Source organism: Paenibacillus alkalitolerans (assembly GCF_016482785.1).
GTDB classification, from domain to species: domain Bacteria; phylum Bacillota; class Bacilli; order Paenibacillales; family YIM-B00363; genus Paenibacillus_AE; species Paenibacillus_AE alkalitolerans.
This window is the reverse complement of sequence record NZ_JAEMXM010000001.1, coordinates 160,414-181,267: the sequence shown is the minus strand read 5'-3', so window position 1 is coordinate 181,267 and position 20,854 is coordinate 160,414. Positions and strand designations below refer to the sequence as shown.

At 49.8% G+C, this 20,854-nt stretch carries 17 protein-coding genes; all 17 read right to left on the bottom strand.

Annotation, left to right across the window (positions count from 1 at the left end; genetic code table 11):
* Positions 1–185: 185 nt before the first annotated feature.
* The 17 genes from JET16_RS00805 to JET16_RS00730 all read right to left on the bottom strand — a co-directional run bounded on the left by JET16_RS00805 (position 186) and on the right by JET16_RS00730 (position 20,839).
* The gene (locus JET16_RS00805; RefSeq protein WP_199613677.1) at positions 186–1,697 is read right to left on the bottom strand and encodes a DUF5605 domain-containing protein; all 1,512 of its coding nucleotides are present in this window, start codon (positions 1,695–1,697) and stop codon (positions 186–188) included.
* Positions 1,698–1,897: 200 nt separating this feature from the next.
* Entirely contained in the window at positions 1,898–2,611 is a 714-nt protein-coding gene (locus JET16_RS00800; RefSeq protein ID WP_199613676.1) for a nucleotidyltransferase domain-containing protein, read from the bottom strand.
* A 136-nt stretch (positions 2,612–2,747) separates the two neighbouring features.
* Entirely contained in the window at positions 2,748–2,846 is a 99-nt protein-coding gene (locus JET16_RS29870) for a YjcZ family sporulation protein (RefSeq protein ID WP_233530911.1), read from the bottom strand.
* Between the two features lie 120 nt (positions 2,847–2,966).
* Positions 2,967–6,947, bottom strand: a complete 3,981-nt coding sequence (locus tag JET16_RS00795; protein ID WP_199613675.1) for a cohesin domain-containing protein — start codon at positions 6,945–6,947, stop codon at positions 2,967–2,969.
* Positions 6,948–6,984: 37 nt separating this feature from the next.
* Positions 6,985–7,806, bottom strand: coding sequence for a carbohydrate ABC transporter permease (locus tag JET16_RS00790; protein ID WP_199613674.1), 822 nt, complete (start codon positions 7,804–7,806; stop codon positions 6,985–6,987).
* A gap of 15 nt (positions 7,807–7,821) precedes the next feature.
* On the bottom strand, positions 7,822–8,733 hold the full coding sequence (locus JET16_RS00785; RefSeq protein WP_199613673.1) for a carbohydrate ABC transporter permease: 912 nt from the start codon (positions 8,731–8,733) through the stop codon (positions 7,822–7,824).
* An 86-nt stretch (positions 8,734–8,819) separates the two neighbouring features.
* Entirely contained in the window at positions 8,820–10,145 is a 1,326-nt protein-coding gene (locus JET16_RS00780; protein ID WP_233530910.1) for an ABC transporter substrate-binding protein, read from the bottom strand.
* 172 nt (positions 10,146–10,317) lie between these two features.
* Entirely contained in the window at positions 10,318–11,913 is a 1,596-nt protein-coding gene (locus JET16_RS00775; RefSeq protein WP_199613672.1) for a response regulator, read from the bottom strand.
* On the bottom strand, positions 11,910–13,736 hold the full coding sequence (locus tag JET16_RS00770) for a cache domain-containing sensor histidine kinase (protein WP_199613671.1): 1,827 nt from the start codon (positions 13,734–13,736) through the stop codon (positions 11,910–11,912). Before JET16_RS00770 ends, JET16_RS00775 begins: the two co-directional genes overlap by 4 nt.
* 231 nt (positions 13,737–13,967) lie before the next feature.
* Positions 13,968–14,477 (bottom strand): GNAT family N-acetyltransferase, encoded by a 510-nt coding sequence (locus tag JET16_RS00765; RefSeq protein WP_199613670.1) that lies wholly within the window; start codon positions 14,475–14,477, stop codon positions 13,968–13,970.
* 268 nt (positions 14,478–14,745) lie between these two features.
* Positions 14,746–15,849, bottom strand: a complete 1,104-nt coding sequence (locus tag JET16_RS00760; protein WP_199613669.1) for a Gfo/Idh/MocA family protein — start codon at positions 15,847–15,849, stop codon at positions 14,746–14,748.
* Positions 15,850–15,876: 27 nt separating this feature from the next.
* The gene (locus JET16_RS00755; RefSeq protein WP_199613668.1) at positions 15,877–16,329 is read right to left on the bottom strand and encodes a MaoC family dehydratase; all 453 of its coding nucleotides are present in this window, start codon (positions 16,327–16,329) and stop codon (positions 15,877–15,879) included.
* 27 nt (positions 16,330–16,356) lie between these two features.
* Positions 16,357–16,680 carry an L-rhamnose mutarotase gene (locus JET16_RS00750; protein ID WP_199613667.1) on the bottom strand — a complete coding sequence of 108 codons (324 nt, stop codon included), beginning with the start codon at positions 16,678–16,680 and terminating at the stop codon, positions 16,357–16,359.
* Between the two features lie 25 nt (positions 16,681–16,705).
* Entirely contained in the window at positions 16,706–17,542 is an 837-nt protein-coding gene (locus JET16_RS00745; RefSeq protein ID WP_199613666.1) for an amidohydrolase family protein, read from the bottom strand.
* Positions 17,539–18,525 (bottom strand): CaiB/BaiF CoA transferase family protein, encoded by a 987-nt coding sequence (locus JET16_RS00740; RefSeq protein WP_325176578.1) that lies wholly within the window; start codon positions 18,523–18,525, stop codon positions 17,539–17,541. Before JET16_RS00740 ends, JET16_RS00745 begins: the two co-directional genes overlap by 4 nt.
* Positions 18,526–18,531: 6 nt before the next feature.
* Positions 18,532–19,689 (bottom strand): CaiB/BaiF CoA transferase family protein, encoded by a 1,158-nt coding sequence (locus JET16_RS00735; protein WP_199613665.1) that lies wholly within the window; start codon positions 19,687–19,689, stop codon positions 18,532–18,534.
* Positions 19,676–20,839, bottom strand: a complete 1,164-nt coding sequence (locus JET16_RS00730) for an ABC transporter substrate-binding protein (protein WP_199613664.1) — start codon at positions 20,837–20,839, stop codon at positions 19,676–19,678. The genes JET16_RS00735 and JET16_RS00730 overlap by 14 nt, the downstream gene beginning before the upstream one ends.
* Between the last annotated feature and the right edge of the window lie 15 nt (positions 20,840–20,854).

The window sequence follows — 20,854 nt, the reverse complement described above, 5'->3', positions numbered from 1 at the left end:
TCTCAACAACTAAACCAATTGTAAATTAATTTAGTTTTGTTCAGTGAATCAGTTTATTAATGGCAAGCGCTTTCATTGTACAAAATAATGATAACATCAGCAATTTTACGTTGTCAACGAGAAGTTTAGTTTGTTTTTAGGGTAATTACTAAATATTTTTCTGTTTATTACTATTAATATTTTAGTTAGTGCTGCTTATGACAAATTGGATTATTGTTTATATCGCTTGTTATTTTTCGTGTCCGGACAGCCTGATACGGTTTGCCGGGAAGATCGAGCCGGAATTTTCCGCTAACTTTCCCCGGAACGTCAGAAATCGTCATGTTCCAAGTATCGATGATTTCCAAGGAGTATTCCGCGGTATCCGGCAGCTCGATCATTCGGTATGCAGGAACATGGAGACCGAAATATTGCAAATAATATTCGCCCTCTACCCCGATTGTCGGTACATCGTATACCGCTGGAATCGGCTCGCAGTCAGCGGGCGCACCGTTGATTATCGACCGGAGAAACGCAATGCGTCTCGGGCTTTCGCCGTGTAGTTCTCCGCCCTTCGCCCACCATATGACGTCTTCGGGATGCAAGAAAGTTTCGCCGTGCGTGACATATCCTCCACGGGTGACTCCGTCCCAAAATCTCCTGGTCATCTCTTCGCCTGTAATATTGCCCCAGCGCTGCGGTATGTTTCCTTCATAACAGCATTCATCAATGACAATCGGTTTCTTGTATAAATCATGCCACACGGCCGTTAACGTCACGTCCCAGTGCTGAATGCTGCAATGCGTGACCCAAGGTTTTCCGTGATCGTACATGACAACGCTGCCCGGATCGTACATTCGGGTTCCGTTGTGAATGGAACGAAGATGGTCGTACGGGTCCTCCTGCTGAACGATCTGAAACAATCGGTCCCAATCTTCGGTATGCTTGCCCTTCATGAAATCATACTCGTTGGCTAACGACCACCACACATTGCGGAAAGCGGATAATCGGGCCAATACATAACGCAAGTAGAAGTCGTCCGTTTCCCGATCCATTGAATCGAAGCCCCATCGCCCCTTGTCATATGGATGGAATAATATCAAATCCGCCTCAATATCCAGCCGTTGGAGTTGAAGGATGCGGTGTTCCAGGTTCGCAAAAAATCGCGGATCGAACCGGCTGAAGTCAATTTCGCCCGCTTCCGTTCGGACGAAAGGGAAATAGACGGGTTCTTCCGAGTTGAAACTGTAATGCTTCGGAAAGACGCACATGCGGATTTTATTAAACGGAGCCGAAGCGAGCGTTCGCAGCGTCCGCTCCTGTAAGTGCTCATTCAGGTGGATCCACGCATAACAGGTCGTGCCGAACGCATGATAGACGGTACCGTCTTCATACATGAAACCGTAACGGTTCCGAATGCGAACGGGACCGCGGTTTCCGGCAGCCGGAGCGCCGCATGTCAACCTGCCCGTGATGCCGTCCAGCTCCGGGTAGTTAGAGGCCGTCTTGTAAGTCCACTCCCCTTCCGTATCCGGCATAAATCGGATTCGGTATACGCCGTTACCGTCGTAAAATCCCGTGATATCGACCGTCCTTTCTCTATGCCGAAATATAGCGGTCAGTAGGCATTCCTTGTATGGATTGCCTTCGTCCGTCCCTTCCAATGCCAATTCGAACAACCCCCACCGTTCCGCATGCGTTTGCGTCTTCGATTTCATTCCCGCTCCTCCTTTAAAATAATCTCAACTAAAGTTTAGTAAACAATAACTAAATTTTATCAATAAATTGTTATGATATGTAGTAGAATTTGATGTTAGACACCAACCGCCGTCCAAATTTTTCAATCTAAGATAAAGAAGGTCAACAGGTTGAATCCCTGTTGACCTTCTCATGCAAGGGAAATATGTTTATTACCTTATCAATCGACATATTTCCCTTCCGAATAACCTTCAAATAGTCTGCCGCCGTTCGGCGCTAATATATTATCGACAAATTGTATAATCGCATCTTTTCTCTCCGTCTTATAAAAATCATTTAATATGTGGAGAAATTGGTCAGTAAACTCCTTGTTGTATATTTGCAGCGAACGCACGACCCACTTTCCATCTCCAATCCAACAACCATTCATTCTTAACACATACTCATGAACAAGTCCAACCAGTTTATTGACAATAAATATATTTTCATAATGACAATCTGAACCTGTCAAATCTTCCAAACATTCACTTATTTCATATCTTGCTTGTTTCATTTCTTCAGCCGTCCAAGGCAGCGGCCCCTTCTTTAGGGTTTCTCTCGCAATCTCGACAACCTCGCTTGCAGTACCATCATCTTTTAAGATGATTCCTTCGGCGCACATCCGGTGAAGCGTAGGCAAACCCCGGGATTCATTGATTTCAAACATATCGCGATACGTATCTTTGGTTAGGACAAATGCTTCGATCGGCCATCCCGACTCATAAAACGATTCACGATAGGGAAAAAGCTGAGTGTCATCTATTATTACGATGTCGAGATCTGAATGCATTGTTTCCCTTCCTTGACTCACACTCCCTGACAATATAGCTGTATTGCAACAGGGAAAATGGTTCATCACAAATTGTTCTGCAGCTTCAATCGCTGTTCGCCTCATCTCCTCACCGTCTCTTGGTTAGAAATAACAGTATCCGACTTTCCTGGATTCGCGGCCCAACTTTACTGAACGCATAATCTCGAATAAACGGGAAAACCGCGAATCGAATTGAATCGCGGTTTTTTGGAACGGGAAATTATGCGCCAAAGAAGACCGTACGAGTAACAATGACAAGTAATATAAAGAGGACCAAGATTGTGCCTGTCGAAGTAAATACCTTACCTACAGCGGACATCAATATCACCTCCCATTGCATCATACTATATTAGAGTATGTAAGCTCCGGGAGCCCGGAATAGACTCAATCCCCGTATCATTAGTCTAACTTAAATACTCCGGCGCTTGCATTAGCGAAACTATGGATTTGTGAAAAATTCGACTTCCGCGATATTACCGTACCCTCCATCCGGCGCAACATAGCGAAGATATCGGTAGGCGGTCGGATCGCTAATCGTAACTTCGTTCCAACCTGCCGGCGGAGTGAAAGGAATCGTATAAAGATCTACAAATCCTGTATCCGGTCCTTCATTTGAGCCTTGGAATTTTCCTCCGGGCATTCTACCGGCGAACCCGATACGGGGATAGAAGCGAATCTGATTGATTACGGCGGAATTACCTTCACCTAAATCAATTCCCGTATATCCTCCGTTTGCCGTGTAATAGTCGTAGAACGTGTTGACATCGCCGTCGAACGCTTTATCGTATTCGCCGCCGGGCGACCAAGCCGGACCAAGTCCGAACGGGGTTCCGGTTACTTGAAGCAATTGATTGCCGATGTGAACGATCGTCTCTCCCATGACACCGGTGCCGTCGGTTGCTTCCGCCGTCACTTTCACCTGACCGTTCTTTCCGTTGCCGGCAGCCGTCAGCACACCGTCCGGACCGATGACCGCAATGTCGGTTTCGTTGTCTTCCAAATCGTAAACCGACCAGGTCACGGTTTGATTAGCGTTCGCTGGAGCAACTTTCGCTTCCATCTGCAATGTTCCTTTATTGCTGGTGATAGAATCGGCGCCGCCGGCACCTTTTACTTCGATCGAGCGGACATCCGCATAAATCGCAACCGTATAGATCATATCGTACAGCGGTACCGCTTGTGCCTTCACTATGCCGGCATCCTTCACTTTGATGTCCGCAGAAACCGCTTCAGATTGTTTCGCTCTCCAATGCAGCTTCAGCAAGTCTCCGGAACCGATTTCCGGCGTCTTCTTCATTGTAACGACGATTTCGCCGGCGGTTTCGGAAGGCGCCGCCAACACATCCAACCCCTTCATAATCGGTTCGGCAGCGATAAATTCAATAATATCCGGATCGTACGAGAGCGTCATCCGCGCCTCTTTCGAATTTTTAGGCAGACCCGTCATCCTTAAAGTGAGTTCGAACGATTCGTTCACCTTCACGCGGTCCGCTCCTTCCAGCGATATGACCGGATGCGCAGCGGACGGTTCCGAATTTCTATCCGCTATGACAGGCAGCGGGTAAATATCAAACTTATCGAATGCCGGCGTATATTGCTTCGGCACCATGACGGTGGGAACAAACGGCTCCGTGCCTGACGCGTTGCTTCCGCCGTACGGATTCGAACCGCCGTCGTACGTATTGTTATTGGAGAACCTGATGCTGTTCGTCCCTTCCCGCAGCTCGACGTCCAGCGTGACCGTCGCGAATTGCTGCCAGGAAATCGTGTTTTTGAAATAAACGGTTTGCGGTTCCGCGCCGTTCACCGACATTTGCGCATAACGTTCAACGACGTTGTTGTTATAAGAATGAGAACCGGAATATTCGCCGTTCGCATACGTGATGACGAGCTTGTACGTGCCCGATTGCGGTACATAGATGTCCGGGATTTCCAGGTATCTCTCTTGTCCGTCATAGGAAGTGATTCCATTGACATATTTGCCACCGGAAGCGTATTTGGCAAACGCGTCGCCGCGAATGAGCGGCGGGTCTCCTTCTGCCGGAGTTCCCGCTACAACGGCATCCTCCGCTTCAATCGTAATGATCGGATCTTTGCCGGCATATACGGCTTCAATATAGTCAAGTTTGATATCTGAGGCAGATTTCACATCGATCAGATTGATGCCGGTGCGCAAAAACATCTTTACAGTCCATTCGCGCCATGTGCCGTTCGTGTTGTTCAACGGAATGTTCATCACATTTCGTCTGTCGTGATCGACGATCAGCTTTCCGGCGCTGTCCGTTGCAAGCTTGAACGTCACATCGTACATGCCGTCTTCCAGCACGCTTAGCACAAAGCGGGTTTTCGCATCCGCGGCATGGTATCCGGTCACATACCCTGCTCCTTCAAAGCCGGGCAATACGCTCTCTCTCGTCAACCCTTTCGAAACATCGTAATCGGCGAACTCGGCTTGAACGCGATAGCTCGGCTGCGATCCCATTACCCCGTTATAAGTGAGCTCGACCGCATCCAACGTCGCGGCTCCCTGCCCCATTTCTCCCGTATCCTGATTGTACTTGCCGATGGCAATTGAATGAGTTCCCGCGGTCAAATCGATGTACTTGCTGACCATCCCCATCTGCTGCCAGCTGTAATCCGCCCGGAGGACGACCTTGAACGACGGCTGATCGTCAATTTTTATGAAAAATTCGGAGTTTTGCCGTTGGTTCGAAACACCGCCGCCGGATTGGGCCGGGAGTTGCGCGGTCGATCCGCTGCCTTCGACGATATCGAGCCGATAGCTTCCGTCCTTCGGCACTGTGACGCTTGTAAATTTGATCATGCTGTCCGGATAATCGATCCCTCCGATGTGCTGTCCGTTGGAGGAAGAACGGCCGGAGTTCGTTCGCGGATACACATTTTGCGGAGACTGTACATTGACCCTTACTTCCGCTTCCTCCGCTTCATACCTCTCGGTCCATACTTCGCTCGGTTCGGAATCGGCCGCTTCCGTCATAACGGCAAAATATACGGCGGTGTGATCGTCCATCCGCACCGGCAGCGTTACCGAACCGTCAACGACGTCGAAGTTGCCGTCGATGATTTGCGCCGGCTCCACCAGGAAGCCCGTAAGTCCGGTGTAACCGGCATACCAAACGGTGATATGCACTTGATCGGCGCCGGCGAGAAAGCTCGGGCTGTTTTCTTGCCCGGTGATGTTACGGAATACGATCCGGCTCTCGCCCTTCGTTCCTCCGAAGGCGATGTTCACTTGTTTTTTGTCGTCATCGATTGTGGAAAACCCGTATAAACCTTGGCCATACGCATCGCTATCATCATTCGCCTTCACAACGCTGACCTTGGCCATGTCCCCTTGCATGTCGGCATACCATTTGTAGAGCCACCATGCGCCGTTCGGTTCATTTTGTCCGGCAAGCAGCGATCCGTATGAATTGGCGGTGTTCCAATACGGAAGAGCGCCGTGTATTTTCAGTTCGTCGTAGCGGGCAATATATTGCACCAGCGAACCGCCTGATGCGATTTCCGCAGTGGAAGCGTATTCATTAATATCGACGGGAATCGGGAACGGGCTCTTGCGGTCCGGGTACAAGCTCTCATACTCGGAAACCAAAGTCGCTTCCAATGCGCGATACGCAGCCAAGTTGCTCGCCGCGTGATTGTACGCTTTGTTGGACAGCAAATGCCACGAGACGATATCCGGCAAGCAATCGTTTCGCACACAGAACGATATGAACGAATTCATCACATTGGATTTGTAGTTAATTAAGTTCGGACCCGATATTTTGGCGCCCGGATCGATCGCTTTGATGGCTCGGTACACCTTCAACCAATCGTTGTTGAACGTATTTCTGGAGTTCTCGCCGGTAGCGTTCGCGTTGTTGATGCTCGGATATCGGGTGCCGTTTTGTTCGGGTTCGTTGTAAGGAATGTACAGGAATTTTTCATCGGGATCTTGGCCGGGATGTTTCGCCGCCCACTCGTCTTTGTAAGCCTTGACCGCGGTCGCCACCGGCACGACGGCTTCATTTATGTACTCCTCGGCGGTTCTGGACGGGTAATACCATAGGCCGTAATAATCCTGAATAAGAACCTGAACAAACCCTCCCCCGGCTTCGAAGAAATAATCGGCGACGCGCAAGCCGTCTCCCGACGGATGCTGCACGCCGTCCGGCGCCTTCTGCGAAATATGCGACGGTTTGAGCGGAATCAACGTATTAATGTCCGGAACGTTCGGTTCGCTCAAGCCGTACAGCGCTGCGCTTGCCCCGTGGTAAATTTCGCCGAGCGATCTGTCCGCCAAATCAACGGACAGCTCCGCCCAGGACGCCCCCGACGCAGCCGACGCAAAGCCCGAAAACAGAGACAACAGCAATGCAACGGACAAAATCGACGACAATGTTCTCCTTCTTCTTCCCATTAAAATCACTCCTTCGCCATATTTTAAGATTTCAAGATCAGCCTTTCACCGAGCCCGCCGTAATGCCGCTGACGAATTGCTTCTGAAGCGCCACGAATACGGCAATAACCGGCACCGACGCCATCACGACGGCGGCAAACATGATCGGGTAGTTGGTCAAATAACGGCCCATATATTTGGACAGACCCAGAGAAATGGTCTTGATCTCTTCGCTTCGGATATAAAGCAGCGGATTATAAAAGTCGTTCCAGATAAACAACAGATTTAATATAAGCACCGTGCTGACGGCAGGCGCGCACAGCGGAAGCACGACTTTCCAGAACGCCTGAAACTCGTTACACCCGTCAATGACGGCCGCCTCATCCAGTTCCCTCGGTATCGTCCGGAAAAATCCGCTCAGAATGAAGATCGAAAACCCCATGGTTGAGGCGATATAAATAATGATCACGGACCACAATGTGTTTACGAGCCCAAGCTTCGCGATCATCCAGTACGTCGGAATCATGACCGCCTGCGCCGGTACGATAATGCCGAATATGAAATAAGCATATAACCTGTCGCCTAACTTGAAATCGTTTCTCGTAATCGCATAAGACGTAATCGTGCTGAGGAACAACACAACTCCTAACGACACCGCGGAAATCAGTATCGTATTTTTGAAATACACAAGCATATTCCCTTGTATAAATGCGGCATGGAAATTTTCGAACACCGGAGCTTGCGGAATCGAAAACGGATTGTTAAACAATTCGGCCGACGTCTTGAAAGCGCCAAAGAATACAATCGTAAGCGGCGTCAAAATGACCAGCGCAAACAGCGCCAATCCGGCGTACTGAAACGGCAGCAATTTGTCTCTCATCTGATTCGCCCCCTCCTAGTAACCGATGTCTTTGGCGCGGAATAACCGGATTTGCACGAAGCCGACAATCATGATAATGATGAGCAGCACAAGAGAAATCGCGGATGCGTAGCCCATTTCGCCGTAAGTAAATCCGACTTTGTAAATAAGCGTCCCGAGCACTTCCGTCGAGCTGCTGACCGGTCCGCCCGGCGGCGTAATGATGTAAATCAGGTCGAACACTTTCAGGCTGCCTGTGGTGGACAGGACGACGTTCATCATGATGGCCGGCTTTAACAACGGAACCGTCACAAATACGAACTTCTTCCACCTGCCGGCGCCGTCAATATCCGCCGCTTCAAAGAGCGATTCGGGAATCGTGAGCAGCCCGGCGATAAAAATGACCATCGAATAGCCGACATACTGCCACGCATTCACGAACGCGATGGAGAACAGCGCGGTATTGCTGTCGCCCAGCCAATTGTGCGCCAGAAAACCGAGACCGGCCGTATTGAAAAATGAATTAACGAACCCGTTCATCGGATCGAACATATACGACCATACGAGCGCCAGCGTCACGTTGGAGAGAACGACCGGCAGCAAGAAGATCGTCTTGAAGAAGTTGCCGCCCCACAGCTTCTTGACCAAGATGAGCGCAAAGGCGAGCGCCAACGTCAGCTGGATGACGACAACAGTAACCATATATACAACGTTGTGCCATAAAGCGCTCGCAAATTCCGGATCGTCGGTAAACAGCTCGATAAAGTTGTCCAGCCCGACGAAGTTCATCTTCGTATTGCCGCCGTTCCACTCAAACAAGCTCAAGTAAATATCGCCGGCAATGGGCAGAAGGAAAAATGCCGTGTAAACAAGCAGCGCCGGCAGCGTAAACAGGAACAAAACGATGTTTCTTCTCTTTCGTGCCGATTGCAGCGAATGTCTGGTCATTTAAGTCACCTCAGAGTTGAATGAAAGGGTTCAAGACGATGCGGAACGCGAACGCCTTGAACCCTTCCTGCCGCGCGTTATACCAACTACTTTCCGGCGTCGTCGATCGCTTTCTGAATCTCTTCCAACGTCTTGTCAAGCTCCTGACCGGCCAAGTATTTGTTCACGCCTTCAAGGATCTTGACCTGCAGCGATTCGGTCGACACCGTATGCGGCCAATACAGCGTCGCATCGTCCCGCGTGACGACGGCGGCGATCTTCTCGCTCACCGGATCGCTGATCGCGGCGTCCTTAATCGAAGGCACCGCTTTGGCGCCGGCGGACAGCTTCTCCTGCTGAGCTTTGCCGTTCATGAACGCCACGAATTTCTTCGCTTCTTCAGGGTGCTCCGTCTTATTGTTGATAACGCGGTAAGCGCCGACGTTTATGTTCGGAACCGTCTTCTCATTGCCAGGCACGATCATGAAGTCGATATCGTATGCCGGATTCCGTTCCATAATGCTGGCGATGTCCCATGTTCCCGTAATGATCATGGCCGCTTTGCCTTGTCCTACAAGGTCCTTGGATTGCTCGTGCTTCATTCCCGTCCAATCCTCTGGAACGTAACCTTTATCGATCAGCAATTTATGCTTTTGGATCGCATCGACGAATGCCGGATCGTTGATTTTGATTTCGCCGCTTTCCAGTTTTGCCGTCCAGGCTGCATCGGCGCCGTTGTTCGACATGATCGAGCCCCAGAAAAATTGCGGCACCCACCATTCCGAGTCCATTGCGATCGGAATAATGCCTTTTTGCTTCAGCGTTTCGCAAACCGCCAAAAACTCGTCCCATGTTTGCGGAACTTGAAGTCCGTGTTCTTCAAACAGCGTCTTGTTATACAACAGGCCGTCGCTGTGAATGAGCTCGGGCACTCCGAACACTTTGCTATCGACCGTGACCGGTTTCAAGGATGCGGGCAGAAAGTCGTTGAGGAACTCCTCTCCCGTCAAATCGAGATACACTTGCTCGTCCAATGCGGCGAATTCCGCGAATAAGCTTGGAGACCAAGTATCGAACACGTCCATCTTCTCTCCGCCGAGCAAACGCGTCTTGATGCCGGCCGTATAGTTCGCATTTTGAATGAAATCCGTTTCGATCTTGATGTTAGGGTTTTGCGCTTCGAATTCGGCGATCGCATCGAAATACGCTTTGCCGGCCTGCGCCGTATCCAGCAGGTAACTGGAATATCTAAGCGTAACTTGCTCTTCTTTCTTCTCGTCCGAATTTCCGGATTCACCGCCGCCGGCCGTCTGCTCCGATCCTTGGTTCGCCGTTTCCCCCGTTCCGCCGGAACCGGTCGAGCCGCATGCAGCCAGCACGAACAAAAGCATAAGCGACAACGCCGCTGCCAGCCATCTTTTAGAAGCGTTCATAGATGTTCGTTCCCCTTTCGTTTTCGATTGCATTTACATTGTAAAAATAAGTCGAGCGATAGAAAATGAACGTTGTTTACGGTATCGTCCACTTTTTTTACCTGATTACAGTCCGCAAGTCCGGCAATAAAAAAAGGCATGGATGCACCATGCACTTTTTTTACTGTCCGCTTCACGAGCACCGGTATTCTTCCGGACTTACCCCCACTACCTTTTTGAAAATTTTGCTGAAGTACGTGTAATTGTGATAGCCTACTTTTTCGGCTACCTCGTACACTTTTATATTCTTCGTCTCGAGGTAAAACTTCGCTTTATCGATGCGTACTTTCGTAAGAAACCGGATGAAGTTGTCTCCCGCTTCTTGCTTGAACACCCGGCTCAAGTACGACGGATTGACATTGATTTGATTGGCGACGCTTTGAAGCGAAATATCTTCCGCATAAAACTCCATAATAATGTCGATCGCCATATCCACATAACTCCGATGATCCGTTTCCGCAGTTTGCCTCTTGAAACGGTCAACCAAATAGCTTTCGGTGTATTCTTGCAGTTCTTGAACGGTATCCAACTCCAATATTCCTTCATACGGCGTTTTTCCGGCTTCCGGCAAAGGCGCAGCCTCGGGAAGATGCGTGCCGATCAATTCTATCAATCGGATATACGTTTTTCGGATGGCATGTTCGGACAAATGATCATTCTGTGCGATTCGCCGGCAGATTGAATGGATAAACGACATACTATCGTCTATCCTTAAACTTTCCAGTGCGATTCTGAACTGTCTCTCTTCTTCACGCCCCATTACATTGCCGTGATTGTCCCGCTCCGGCATCGTCTTGACGTCGTTAAAGCAAATCGTCCGCCCGGCTCCAAGAAAGAAGCGGTTCCGGACCGCAGTATCCGCCTCCTTATAGGCCGCTTTCAAACCGATAAAACCGGACACGACCGAACTAAAGCCGATCGTCAACGAAATATTCATGAAGTCCTTCATCGCCTCGATCATCTTCTGGCAAAGCTTATCCAAACTATGCTTATACGTCCCGGACTTCACTTCCTCAGGCTCCGGATTAACGAAAAGCAAATATTCTCTGGAGCTCTCGACAACGATTTCTTTGTTCCACTTTGGCGGAATCATCTCTTCTAAAATATTAACGACGGAAAACCGGAGCAGCTTCTCATCCTTTTCCACGTATTTCTGCCTTACCTTCTCGAAACGGTCGATGGATAACTTGATTACCGACAGCTCGTTAGGCTGCAGCCGGGTGTTCAGCTGCTTCAGCTCTTCTATGAAGTCCTTCTCGGATTTCAATCCGCTGATCAGCTCTTTGAACAAGCTTTCTTTCAAAAACCCGACGGATTTATTGAAGTTTCCGTTCCTCCGCAGGCTGTCATCGTTCTGGATTTTTCCCTTGATCCTGTCCAGCACCTCGATCAGCTGATGCGGTTTCAAGTCGCTCTTGATCAAGTAATCGGCGGCGCCGAGCTTCAACGCTTCTTTCACATACTGAAACTCCTCCAAGCAGCTCAATATGACATACTGGCACGAATCGAGTACTTTGGCCGCATTGCGTATAAATTCGATCCCGTCCATTACCGGCATCTTGATATCGGTAATGACGAGATGCGGCCGGGATTTCTCCGCCGCCTCCAACGCTTCTTTGCCGTTGGAGGCTTCTCCGACGATCGTAAATCCGTGCTCTTCCCACGGGATAATCGATTTGATTCCTATTCTCATCAACAGCTCGTCTTCGACAATCAACACTTTGATCATGCCGTGCTCACCTCTGTGTCCGATCGATCAAAGATTGCGGGAATTTTGATATAAAATGTCGTGCCGTTTCCCAAACTGCTGGTGAAACGAATACCGTACGAGGAACCGAAGTGATTTTTAATTCTGCTGTTAACATTGCTGATCCCGATGCCGTTAAACGTACCCTTCGGATTTGCCAATCCTTGGTTTAAGTTTCGAATTGTCGCTTCATCCATACCGGCTCCGTTATCGGAGACGGAAATGACGACAGTTCCATCCTCAACGTAAACGGCGATCCGGATCTTCCCCTCGTCTTCATGCTCCGACGTCCCGTGGAATATGGCGTTTTCCACGATCGGTTGAATCGTCAACTTCAAAATTTTGCAATCCAACACGTTCTCATCGACGTCAAAATCTACTTGTATCCGGTTATAGTAGCGAATTTTTTGAATCGTTACGTAATGCTTGATATTTTCCAACTCGTCGCATATGGAGACGAGCGTACCGGTTTTATTGGTCGTGTAACGCAGCATGGATATCAACGCTTCCGTCATCTCGACGATCTTGTCCGATCGCTGCATCGACGCAATCCATTTCACCGAATTCAATGTGTTGTACAAGAAGTGAGGATTGATTTGCGCTTGCAGCGCTCTCATCTCCGCTTCCGCTTTTTCCTTTTCCTCCACATAGATGCGGTTGACCAGTTGCTTCAACTCGTGAGACATGAGGTGGAAACGGTTCGCCAACAAACCGATTTCGTCATTCGATTTGACGGTCGGCAAATTTTCGAATACGCCTCTTTCCACCGAGGTCATGTTGCGCATTAATATTTTGAGAGGTCTTGTAATTCTGGCCGATATATAAAATGAGCTGACTACGGCGAACAAAATAAGCAGGAACGCGATCATGAGCAAATTTCGCCTCAGAATGTCCCCCTCAACTGATAACTCATTTAGCGGCATGTACAGAACCGTCTTCCAATTGCGCCGCTCGAACGGCAAATAAGTTACGATATAATCCTTGTCTCCCACATGCGTAATTCCTCCGCCCGACACCCCGTCGATATCGTTGAGGTTCACCGGAAACACTTCGGCAAACGGCTTTCCTATTGTTTCGTAATCACTGTTATAAATGATATTTTCATTCTCATCCAAAATTGTGAAAGCCGAGCGCCGCGACTCCAGCAGACGGCCGTTCACTTTATCGATGAAGTCGATGTCAATGCTGACGACCATGACTCCCAACAATTTGCCGTCTTTCATGTCGAATATTTTACGCACGTTGGAGATCGCCCAATTATTGTCGCTCTTGGTTTGATAATCCTGATGGGTTTGCAAATAAAATACGGATTGAGACGACTGAAGAAATTGTTGAAACCAAGGCTCTTGTACGGAAGTGTAGTTATAGTTAACCGGCTTGTTCGAGCTGATGTACAGATCCCTTCCGCCGTTTAAATTGTAGATATATACGGAAAAAGCGCGGTCCTTCATCATGATGTAGTTCATCAGCAGCCGGTAGGCTTGGCTTTCGTTCTCCTTGCTGCTGTCTCGCAAAAAGTTCTGAATCGGATAATTGTCTTGGGCGGAGTAAGAGACGTAACTGTTCACGCCGTAGCTGGCCAGCATCGATATTTTCTCCACTTCCGTCAAATACTCATCGATCCGAATATTCGCCTGCCTTGAAATCTCTTGAAGCAGATCCGTATACTTTCTCTCCAACAGTTTCTGCGAAGAAAGATAGGAACTGTACGACATGACGAGAATCGGCAATATAATCACTAGAAGAAACAACACGATCATCTTCGTCTTAATGCTGACAAACCGCTCTTTCTCTGTCGGAATCATTGCACACCGTCCCATTGTATCCGCTTTCAATCATTACAATCAATGTAACACTTCTGCACGTTTAAGAAAACGGTTCACCGCTATTCTACCTTTTGCGCGATTCTGGGAGCGTCTGCAATAAATTCGTTGTTGTTCCATCGGCGGATCACTTCCATTTAATAAGGAAGACGGCCGCCACTATTCCGAGGTACAGCTTGCGCGCAAACGTCATGTAAAACGTTCACAGCCTTCTCACTTCAATTTTTTCGTCAAGTAGAGCACCACATCATCATCTATTACTACAGATTGCCCCGGTTCGACACGGTGTTCGTTCCGGTATATGCCGTTCCCGTCTGGAATATAGCCGCGTCTTGCATACAGTATTTGCGCAGGTCCGTAATCGGAGTATAAGCCGAAGCCGATTCCCGCTATGTTCGTGCGCTCTCCGATAATGTCTTCGGCTCGATCCATTAGCTTGGCGCCTATACCGCGTCTGCGATATTTGATCAACACGTTAAAATCGTTAATTTCCGGAATGCCTCTTTCCCGAAAAGGAGGATAATAGGATTTCCAAATGACATTCACATAACCGGCAAAATCGCCGTCATACTCTGCGACCAACGAGACTCTTTCTCCGTTATTTTGCTCTTTTACATATCTGACATATTTTTCTGCCGGCTTGTTCCATCCTTGCTCGCTAAATGCATTAGAGATCATTTCCGAATCGTGTTCATTCATCAACCGCAGTGTAATTCTATTCATAAAAACAGTTCGCTCCCTCCATAAAACACTCTATTGAAAGTTAGCTAATTATACCACAAATGAAAAAACCTCCCGAAGGTCAATCTTCGAGAGGCCGCGGTTATAATCATCGTTATAGTATTTCGAGCGGTTCTTGGCAAAATTTATTTGCTCCGAATCGGAAATATAATATCCGTAACCGAATCCTCGGATTCAGGTCCGTTATTCTTCTCCCCATATATTTCAATATTGTACGGAGCGCAAAGTTCGTAATTATTCTCTTTAACTGCTACAAAAATTCATCCAGTCTCACCGGTCTGTTTTGTTCCATCGAGCGGTAGCAGGCAAACACCATTTGCATCGTAAGAAGATTGTCCCTGACGCTGTTTTCCGGCTCCCGGCTCTCTTCGATCGCACGCAGCAGCTCGCCCATCGTTCCCATGAAAGCGTGCGGAAACCAACGGCCCTCGAGCTTCGGTGCAAACCAGTAGTCCGGATCGATTCGTCTGCTGAAGAACCGGATCGTGTCTTCCCTTCCGGTCGGATAGTTATAAAGCGCACCGTTTGTGCCCGTAACGACGCCTTCCGTGCCTTCCAGCCGGAACGTCGCGTACCAATCGTCCTGACCGGCGATGTTGTTATGATTGTCATGGATAAGTCCTCTGGTTTCTCCAGGAAATTTCATATGGATGAGCGTCCGGGTTTCTCCTGTGCTCGCTTGTCCCGGAAACTTCGCGCCGTCGGCATATACGTATTCGGGAGCTACGCCTGCCAAAAATCTGATCGAGTCAAGATAATGAATGCTGTGGTACATAATTTCAAGCCTATCGATCTTGGTGATCCACGGCCACTGCTCCCATTCGGTCAGCACGTTGACTTGAACGGTCGTTTGCGTAATGTCTCCCAACCAACCTCTTTGAGCAATAGTATGGCTTGCGCGAATGCCGGGCGACCACCGCATCTGCTGATTTACCGCGCCGACGACACCGGCCTTCTCAATGGAGCTAACGATGCGTTTCGCTTCCTCGTAAGATTCGGCGAGCGGTTTCTGGCACAGCACGTGCTTGCCTGCGGCGGCGACCCGCTCCACCGTATCCGGTTGAAACTTCGCCGGTACGGCGATATCGACGACCTCCACATCGGGATGAGCAAGCAACTCGTCCAAAGAACCGAACACCCGGCCGATACCGAATTGACTGGCGAGCTTATCCGCCTTCGAGCGGTCAATATCGTAAATGCCGACAACATGGAGCCCCGCCATACGATAAGCAGGCAGGTGGCACGCTTCTACGATCGCTCCCGCCCCGATGATGCCGATCCCGCGGGATTTGTTAAACGGCAGTTTCGGCTTATAGTCCAAATCGAGCCAATCCGATCGATCCTTCAGATGCATGGCTGCCCATCCTCCCGCGATGAAATATTAAGCAAATATAGTCCGCTTGTTTACGAGAAGCAGATGCTCGCATACCAGCACCGTTTCGTCTTTCTGATTAAGCACCTCTATCGCTTCCGTTACAATGCCGTTTTGCGGACGTTTCGGATGATCGCGTTTTTCTTTGATTGTAACCTTTACCCGAATCGTATCGCCGATAAACACAGGTTTAATAAACCGAAGCCTGTCGTAACCGTACGACATCGCTTCCGGATTGATCTCTCCGGCCGTCATCCCTACTCCGACGCTGAAAATCAACGTGCCATGCGCTATTCTCTGCTTGAAATCCTGGCCTTTGCACCACTCGGCATCCATATGATGAGGGTAAAAATCCCCCGTCTGTCCGGCATGAAGAACGATATCCGTCTCCGTGATCGTCCTCCCTAGCGTCTCTCTCGTATGCCCGATTGAATAGTCTTCAAAATATTGCGTCCGAAACATAAACCGGTCACCTCCGAAGGTCCAGCATCAATCGAGATGGAACACTTCCTCCATCTGTGCCCACCATTCGCCCTCTTTTCTCGTCTCCAGCGGCTCTTGGCATGGGATGCACACTTCCCACCACTTCTGTGTCACGGGATCCGCGGCCATTTTTGCCATATCGGCTTCATAATCGGTACCGCTATATTCGTAATAGCTGAATAAATAACCGTCCTTATAGTAAATGGAATAGTTATGGATATTGCATTCTTTGATCATCTTCAATACGTCAGGCCATACGGCCGCATGCAGCCGCTTGTACTCTTCCAGCTTCTCCGGCCTTACTTTAATCACGCTTCCATATCGCTTCATATCGTTGTCCCTCCTGTTAGTCCACTCATTTAACCCCATAAAATCGCGCCGCCGTACCGCCTAAAATCATATCAATGTCCCTTTTGTCGTTATCCGCGATCGCTTTGTTCGTTTCCGTCCAAACTTTCGCATAATCCCCCGCCAAATTGGCGACCGGCCAATCGCTGCCGAACATGAGCCTGTGCGAGCCGAACGTTTGTAACGCATAATCGATATAGGGCTTCAAATCGTCGGCTATCCAAGTTTCCCAATCCGCCGCCGTATTCAGTCCCGATACTTTCGCAAAGACGTTCGGATATTGAGCCGCCGCGGTAAATTGTTCGGCCCACTCCCCCATTTGCTTGTCCTTGATCGGCGGCTTCGCAAAGTGGTCGATGACCATTTTCAAATCCGGCACCTTCTCGGCAAGAGTCGGCACGTGTTTCAGATGATTCGGAAAAACGGCGACCACGTCGAATGTCATTCCGTAGGAGGCCAGCACCTTCAAACCTTCGATCACATTATCGCGAACGACCCAGTCCGGATCCTTCTCCTCGTGGATGAGGTGGCGCACGCCTTTAAAATACGGATTCTTCGTAAACTCTTGCAATTTCTTGTCGGCAATCTCGGGAATGTTCAGCGGAACCCAGCCGACTACCGCTCCCACCCAATCGTAGGCGGCTGCAACTTCCAACATATAATGCGTATCTGCAAAGGAGTTCATCGACTGGACGATGACCGTCTTGTCGATTCCCGCCGCTTTCAACAACGGTTCCAGCTCCGGAGGCTCGATCGTGCGGCAAATCGGACCGAACATCGGATCCAGCCACGGATAAGCCACTTGTTCCAAATTCCAAAAGTGCTGATGAGCGTCGATTTTCATTGAAACAGCTCCTTTCTGATTTTTGCACTATGTTCCCCGGTTCGCGGAGAGCCTTTGCGCGATTTGAATAGTTGACCGTCGATACGGATCGGGCATCTGGTCGTTCTCATTACGGGACCACCCTCCCGCTCGATCTCTTGAATCATGTCCAGCGCTTTAAACCCGTCTTGCTTCATCAGTTGTTCCCAAGTAAGCACTTTCGTCTCATGAACGTCAGCCGGGTCAGTGTAGGATGAAGCGATTGCGAGGTAACCTTCTTCCGTTTCGTATATTCCATTATGCGAGTGCGGGGTTGCAGACGGATGTGCGCAATTCCCGCCGTTCATATATTCTGACAATTGTTCCAGTTGGATGTCGATCACCGACTCCAATAAGCTTACTTGAACGTGCGCCCCTTCTCCGGTTACAGCCCTGCGAACCATACACGATAAAATGCCCTGCGCCAAATGTACTCCCGCCATTATATCGGCAATTGCGAGACCGAATGGAGAAGGCCGCTCTCCGTTCTTATCTTTAACCCAAACCAAACCCGATCTCGATTGCGCCAGCAAATCCTGACCGGGCGAATCCTTCCAAGGCCCTTCCGAACCGTACCCCGTCACTTCCCCATAAATTAATGCAGGATTCATTTCCTTGACCGCTTCGTAGTGAAATCCAAGCTTCTCCATAACGCTTGGCCGGAAATTTTGTATCATTACGTCCGCTTTCCCGATCAACCGCTTGACGAAATCGGCATCTTCTTGCTTCTTCAAATCCGCGCATAAACTTTCTTTATTTCTGTTGATCGCATGAAAGATTGAGCTGTCTCCGTCAATTACGAGGTTGGAAATATACAGCCTCCGGCATATGTCGCCGCTGCCGGGACGTTCCACCTTAATGACGCGGGCTCCAAGGTCTGAAAGACGCAAGCTTGCGGACGGTCCGGACAGGAATTGGCTGAAATCGATCACCGTGATGCCTTCCAACGGTTTCATCGCACACATTGGGAATCAACCGCCCTGTTCCTCTAAACCGAATTCCGTCCGGATCGATTCATTATGCTCGCCGACGGACGGTGCCCATTTCGGCGATTTCAACCGCTCCCCGTTGATACGGATCGGACAGCGGGTCGTGCGAAGCGGAGCTCCTCCGGGACGGGCGATTTGCTGCACAATGTCCAACACTTGGAACCCATCGTGGCGTATCAGCGAGTCCCAATTCATTACGTCCGCACACCAATAATCCGCCGGTTCGAGCCGCTCCAGCCACTCATTTGTCGTCTTGTTCTTGACATGAGCTGCGAGCACGCTTTTAATTTCATCTCTCCGTGCAAACCAATCGTTCGGATCCGTGTAAGCTTGAAGCTCCGGACATTCAAGCAGTTCCCCAAGCCGCACCACCGATCCCATCGCCAACGCTATATAACCGTCTTTCGTCTCGTATATACCGTAAGGTGCACCTAAATAGGCATGCGCATTGTTCACGGAGCTTCTGACGGGAGATTGTTGACCGTCATTCAGATATGTAGTGAGCACCTCGAATTGAAAGTCGAGGATCGACTCCAGCAGGCTCACTTCCACAATCCCGCCCGTCCCCGTCTTGCCTCTTCGGATGAGACAGGCTAGTATCCCTTGGACCATATGAGCGCCGGCCAGCATGTCCGCCACAGCGAGACCGAACGGTACCGGGGGTTGTCCGGCATCGCCGTTCAACCATGTGACGCCGGACATCGCTTGAACCAACAAATCTTGGCCCGGTTTGCTTTTCCAAGGTCCCTCTTTACCGTATCCCGTAATGCTGCCGTATATGATTCGGGGATTCAGCAGCCGCACCTGCTCATAACCGAGCCCGAGCTTCTCCATCGTTCCTGGTCTGAAATTTTCGATTAGCACGTCCGCCCGTTCGATCAGTTTCTTCACGTTTTCCAGGTCGCCGGGCTGCTTCAGATCGGCGGCATAGCTTTCTTTATTCCGGTTAATCGTATGAAACAAGATACTGTCTCCGTCAGACAATAAATTGCTCAAAGAAAGCTGCCGGCATAAATCGCCGCCGTTCGGCCTTTCGATTTTGATCACTCTCGCTCCGAGATCCGCCAGACGGAGCGCCGCCGACGGTCCCGATAAAAACTGGCTGAAGTCCAAGACCAAAAGTCCGTCAAGCGGTCTCATGAGGCACCTCCCGTTTCGATTCCCGGTACAATTTGTTCATACCGTCCAGAACGACTTTCCCCGAACCGCCTTGCATCATGAATCGTCTAACGAGATCGCCCGCATGATCCTGGAAATGCAAGTATCCGTTGTAACGGGGACGGAGATAGGAACGGTCCAATGCGGGAAGCGTCGCAACAAAGTAATTTCCGCACCGGCGGTTCGCTTCTTCGTCCATCCATGCGGTACGGTGCCCCGGTTGGCCCCCGTTTTCCACATATATCGTTCTTTGGCATTGCGGGCTTGCGGTAAACTCGACGTACCGGACGGCGATATCCGGATGGGCGCACCGGGACGAAACGGCGATTCCCGTTCCGCCCAACGTCGATTTAAGTTTGCCGTGACGTCCGATCGTCACCATATCGCAAAAACGCAAAGGATGATTGGAATAGCCGGCGCGGGCATAGTTCGAATATCCGTATGCGAACGGACAATACGCAATATCGTCTCCTCCGGACATCGCCTCGTACAATTTGATCGGATTCCAATCGAACATTTCTTTGGTGCAATATGCGGCGAGCTCTCTTAACTGATCGAGTACCTGCAACCCCATGTCGGAGCTGACGATGTATTCATCCGACACGCACGGATCCTCGCCTTGGGTGCTGCACAGCATGTAGAAGTTCATCAACGAATCGATTGCGATACCGGGGAACGCCATGCGGCCTGTTTTGGCAAACGCCAATAAGTCTTCCCACGTTTGCGGCGGCTCAAGTCCGTAAGCCTGCAATAAATCTTCTCTATAAGATGCTACAGGAGCTGCCGCGTCCACAGCCAGCGCGCTTTGGAAGCCGCTGAAATTGTAGCTTTCATGCGATTTTCCGACCGAATTGGCGGCTTGGTCCGCAAGAAATTCCTCCGATAAGTAACGTTCCAGCGGAAGAAGTACGTTGTGCTCGGCTGCAACTCCCGCCCACGGATGATCGATAATCAACAGATCGTATGATTCCGCCAGCGTCTGAATCGGCATATCGGCGAATTGTTGAAGAGACCGCTTTTCCCAGACGATCTCCACGCCGGGGTTTAACTCCGCGAACCGCTGCGACGTCGCAGCGACGGGTACGAAACCTCTGCTGTGATTCCATGTAATCCCTTTCAATTTAACCGGCATCGTACGCTTCCTCCT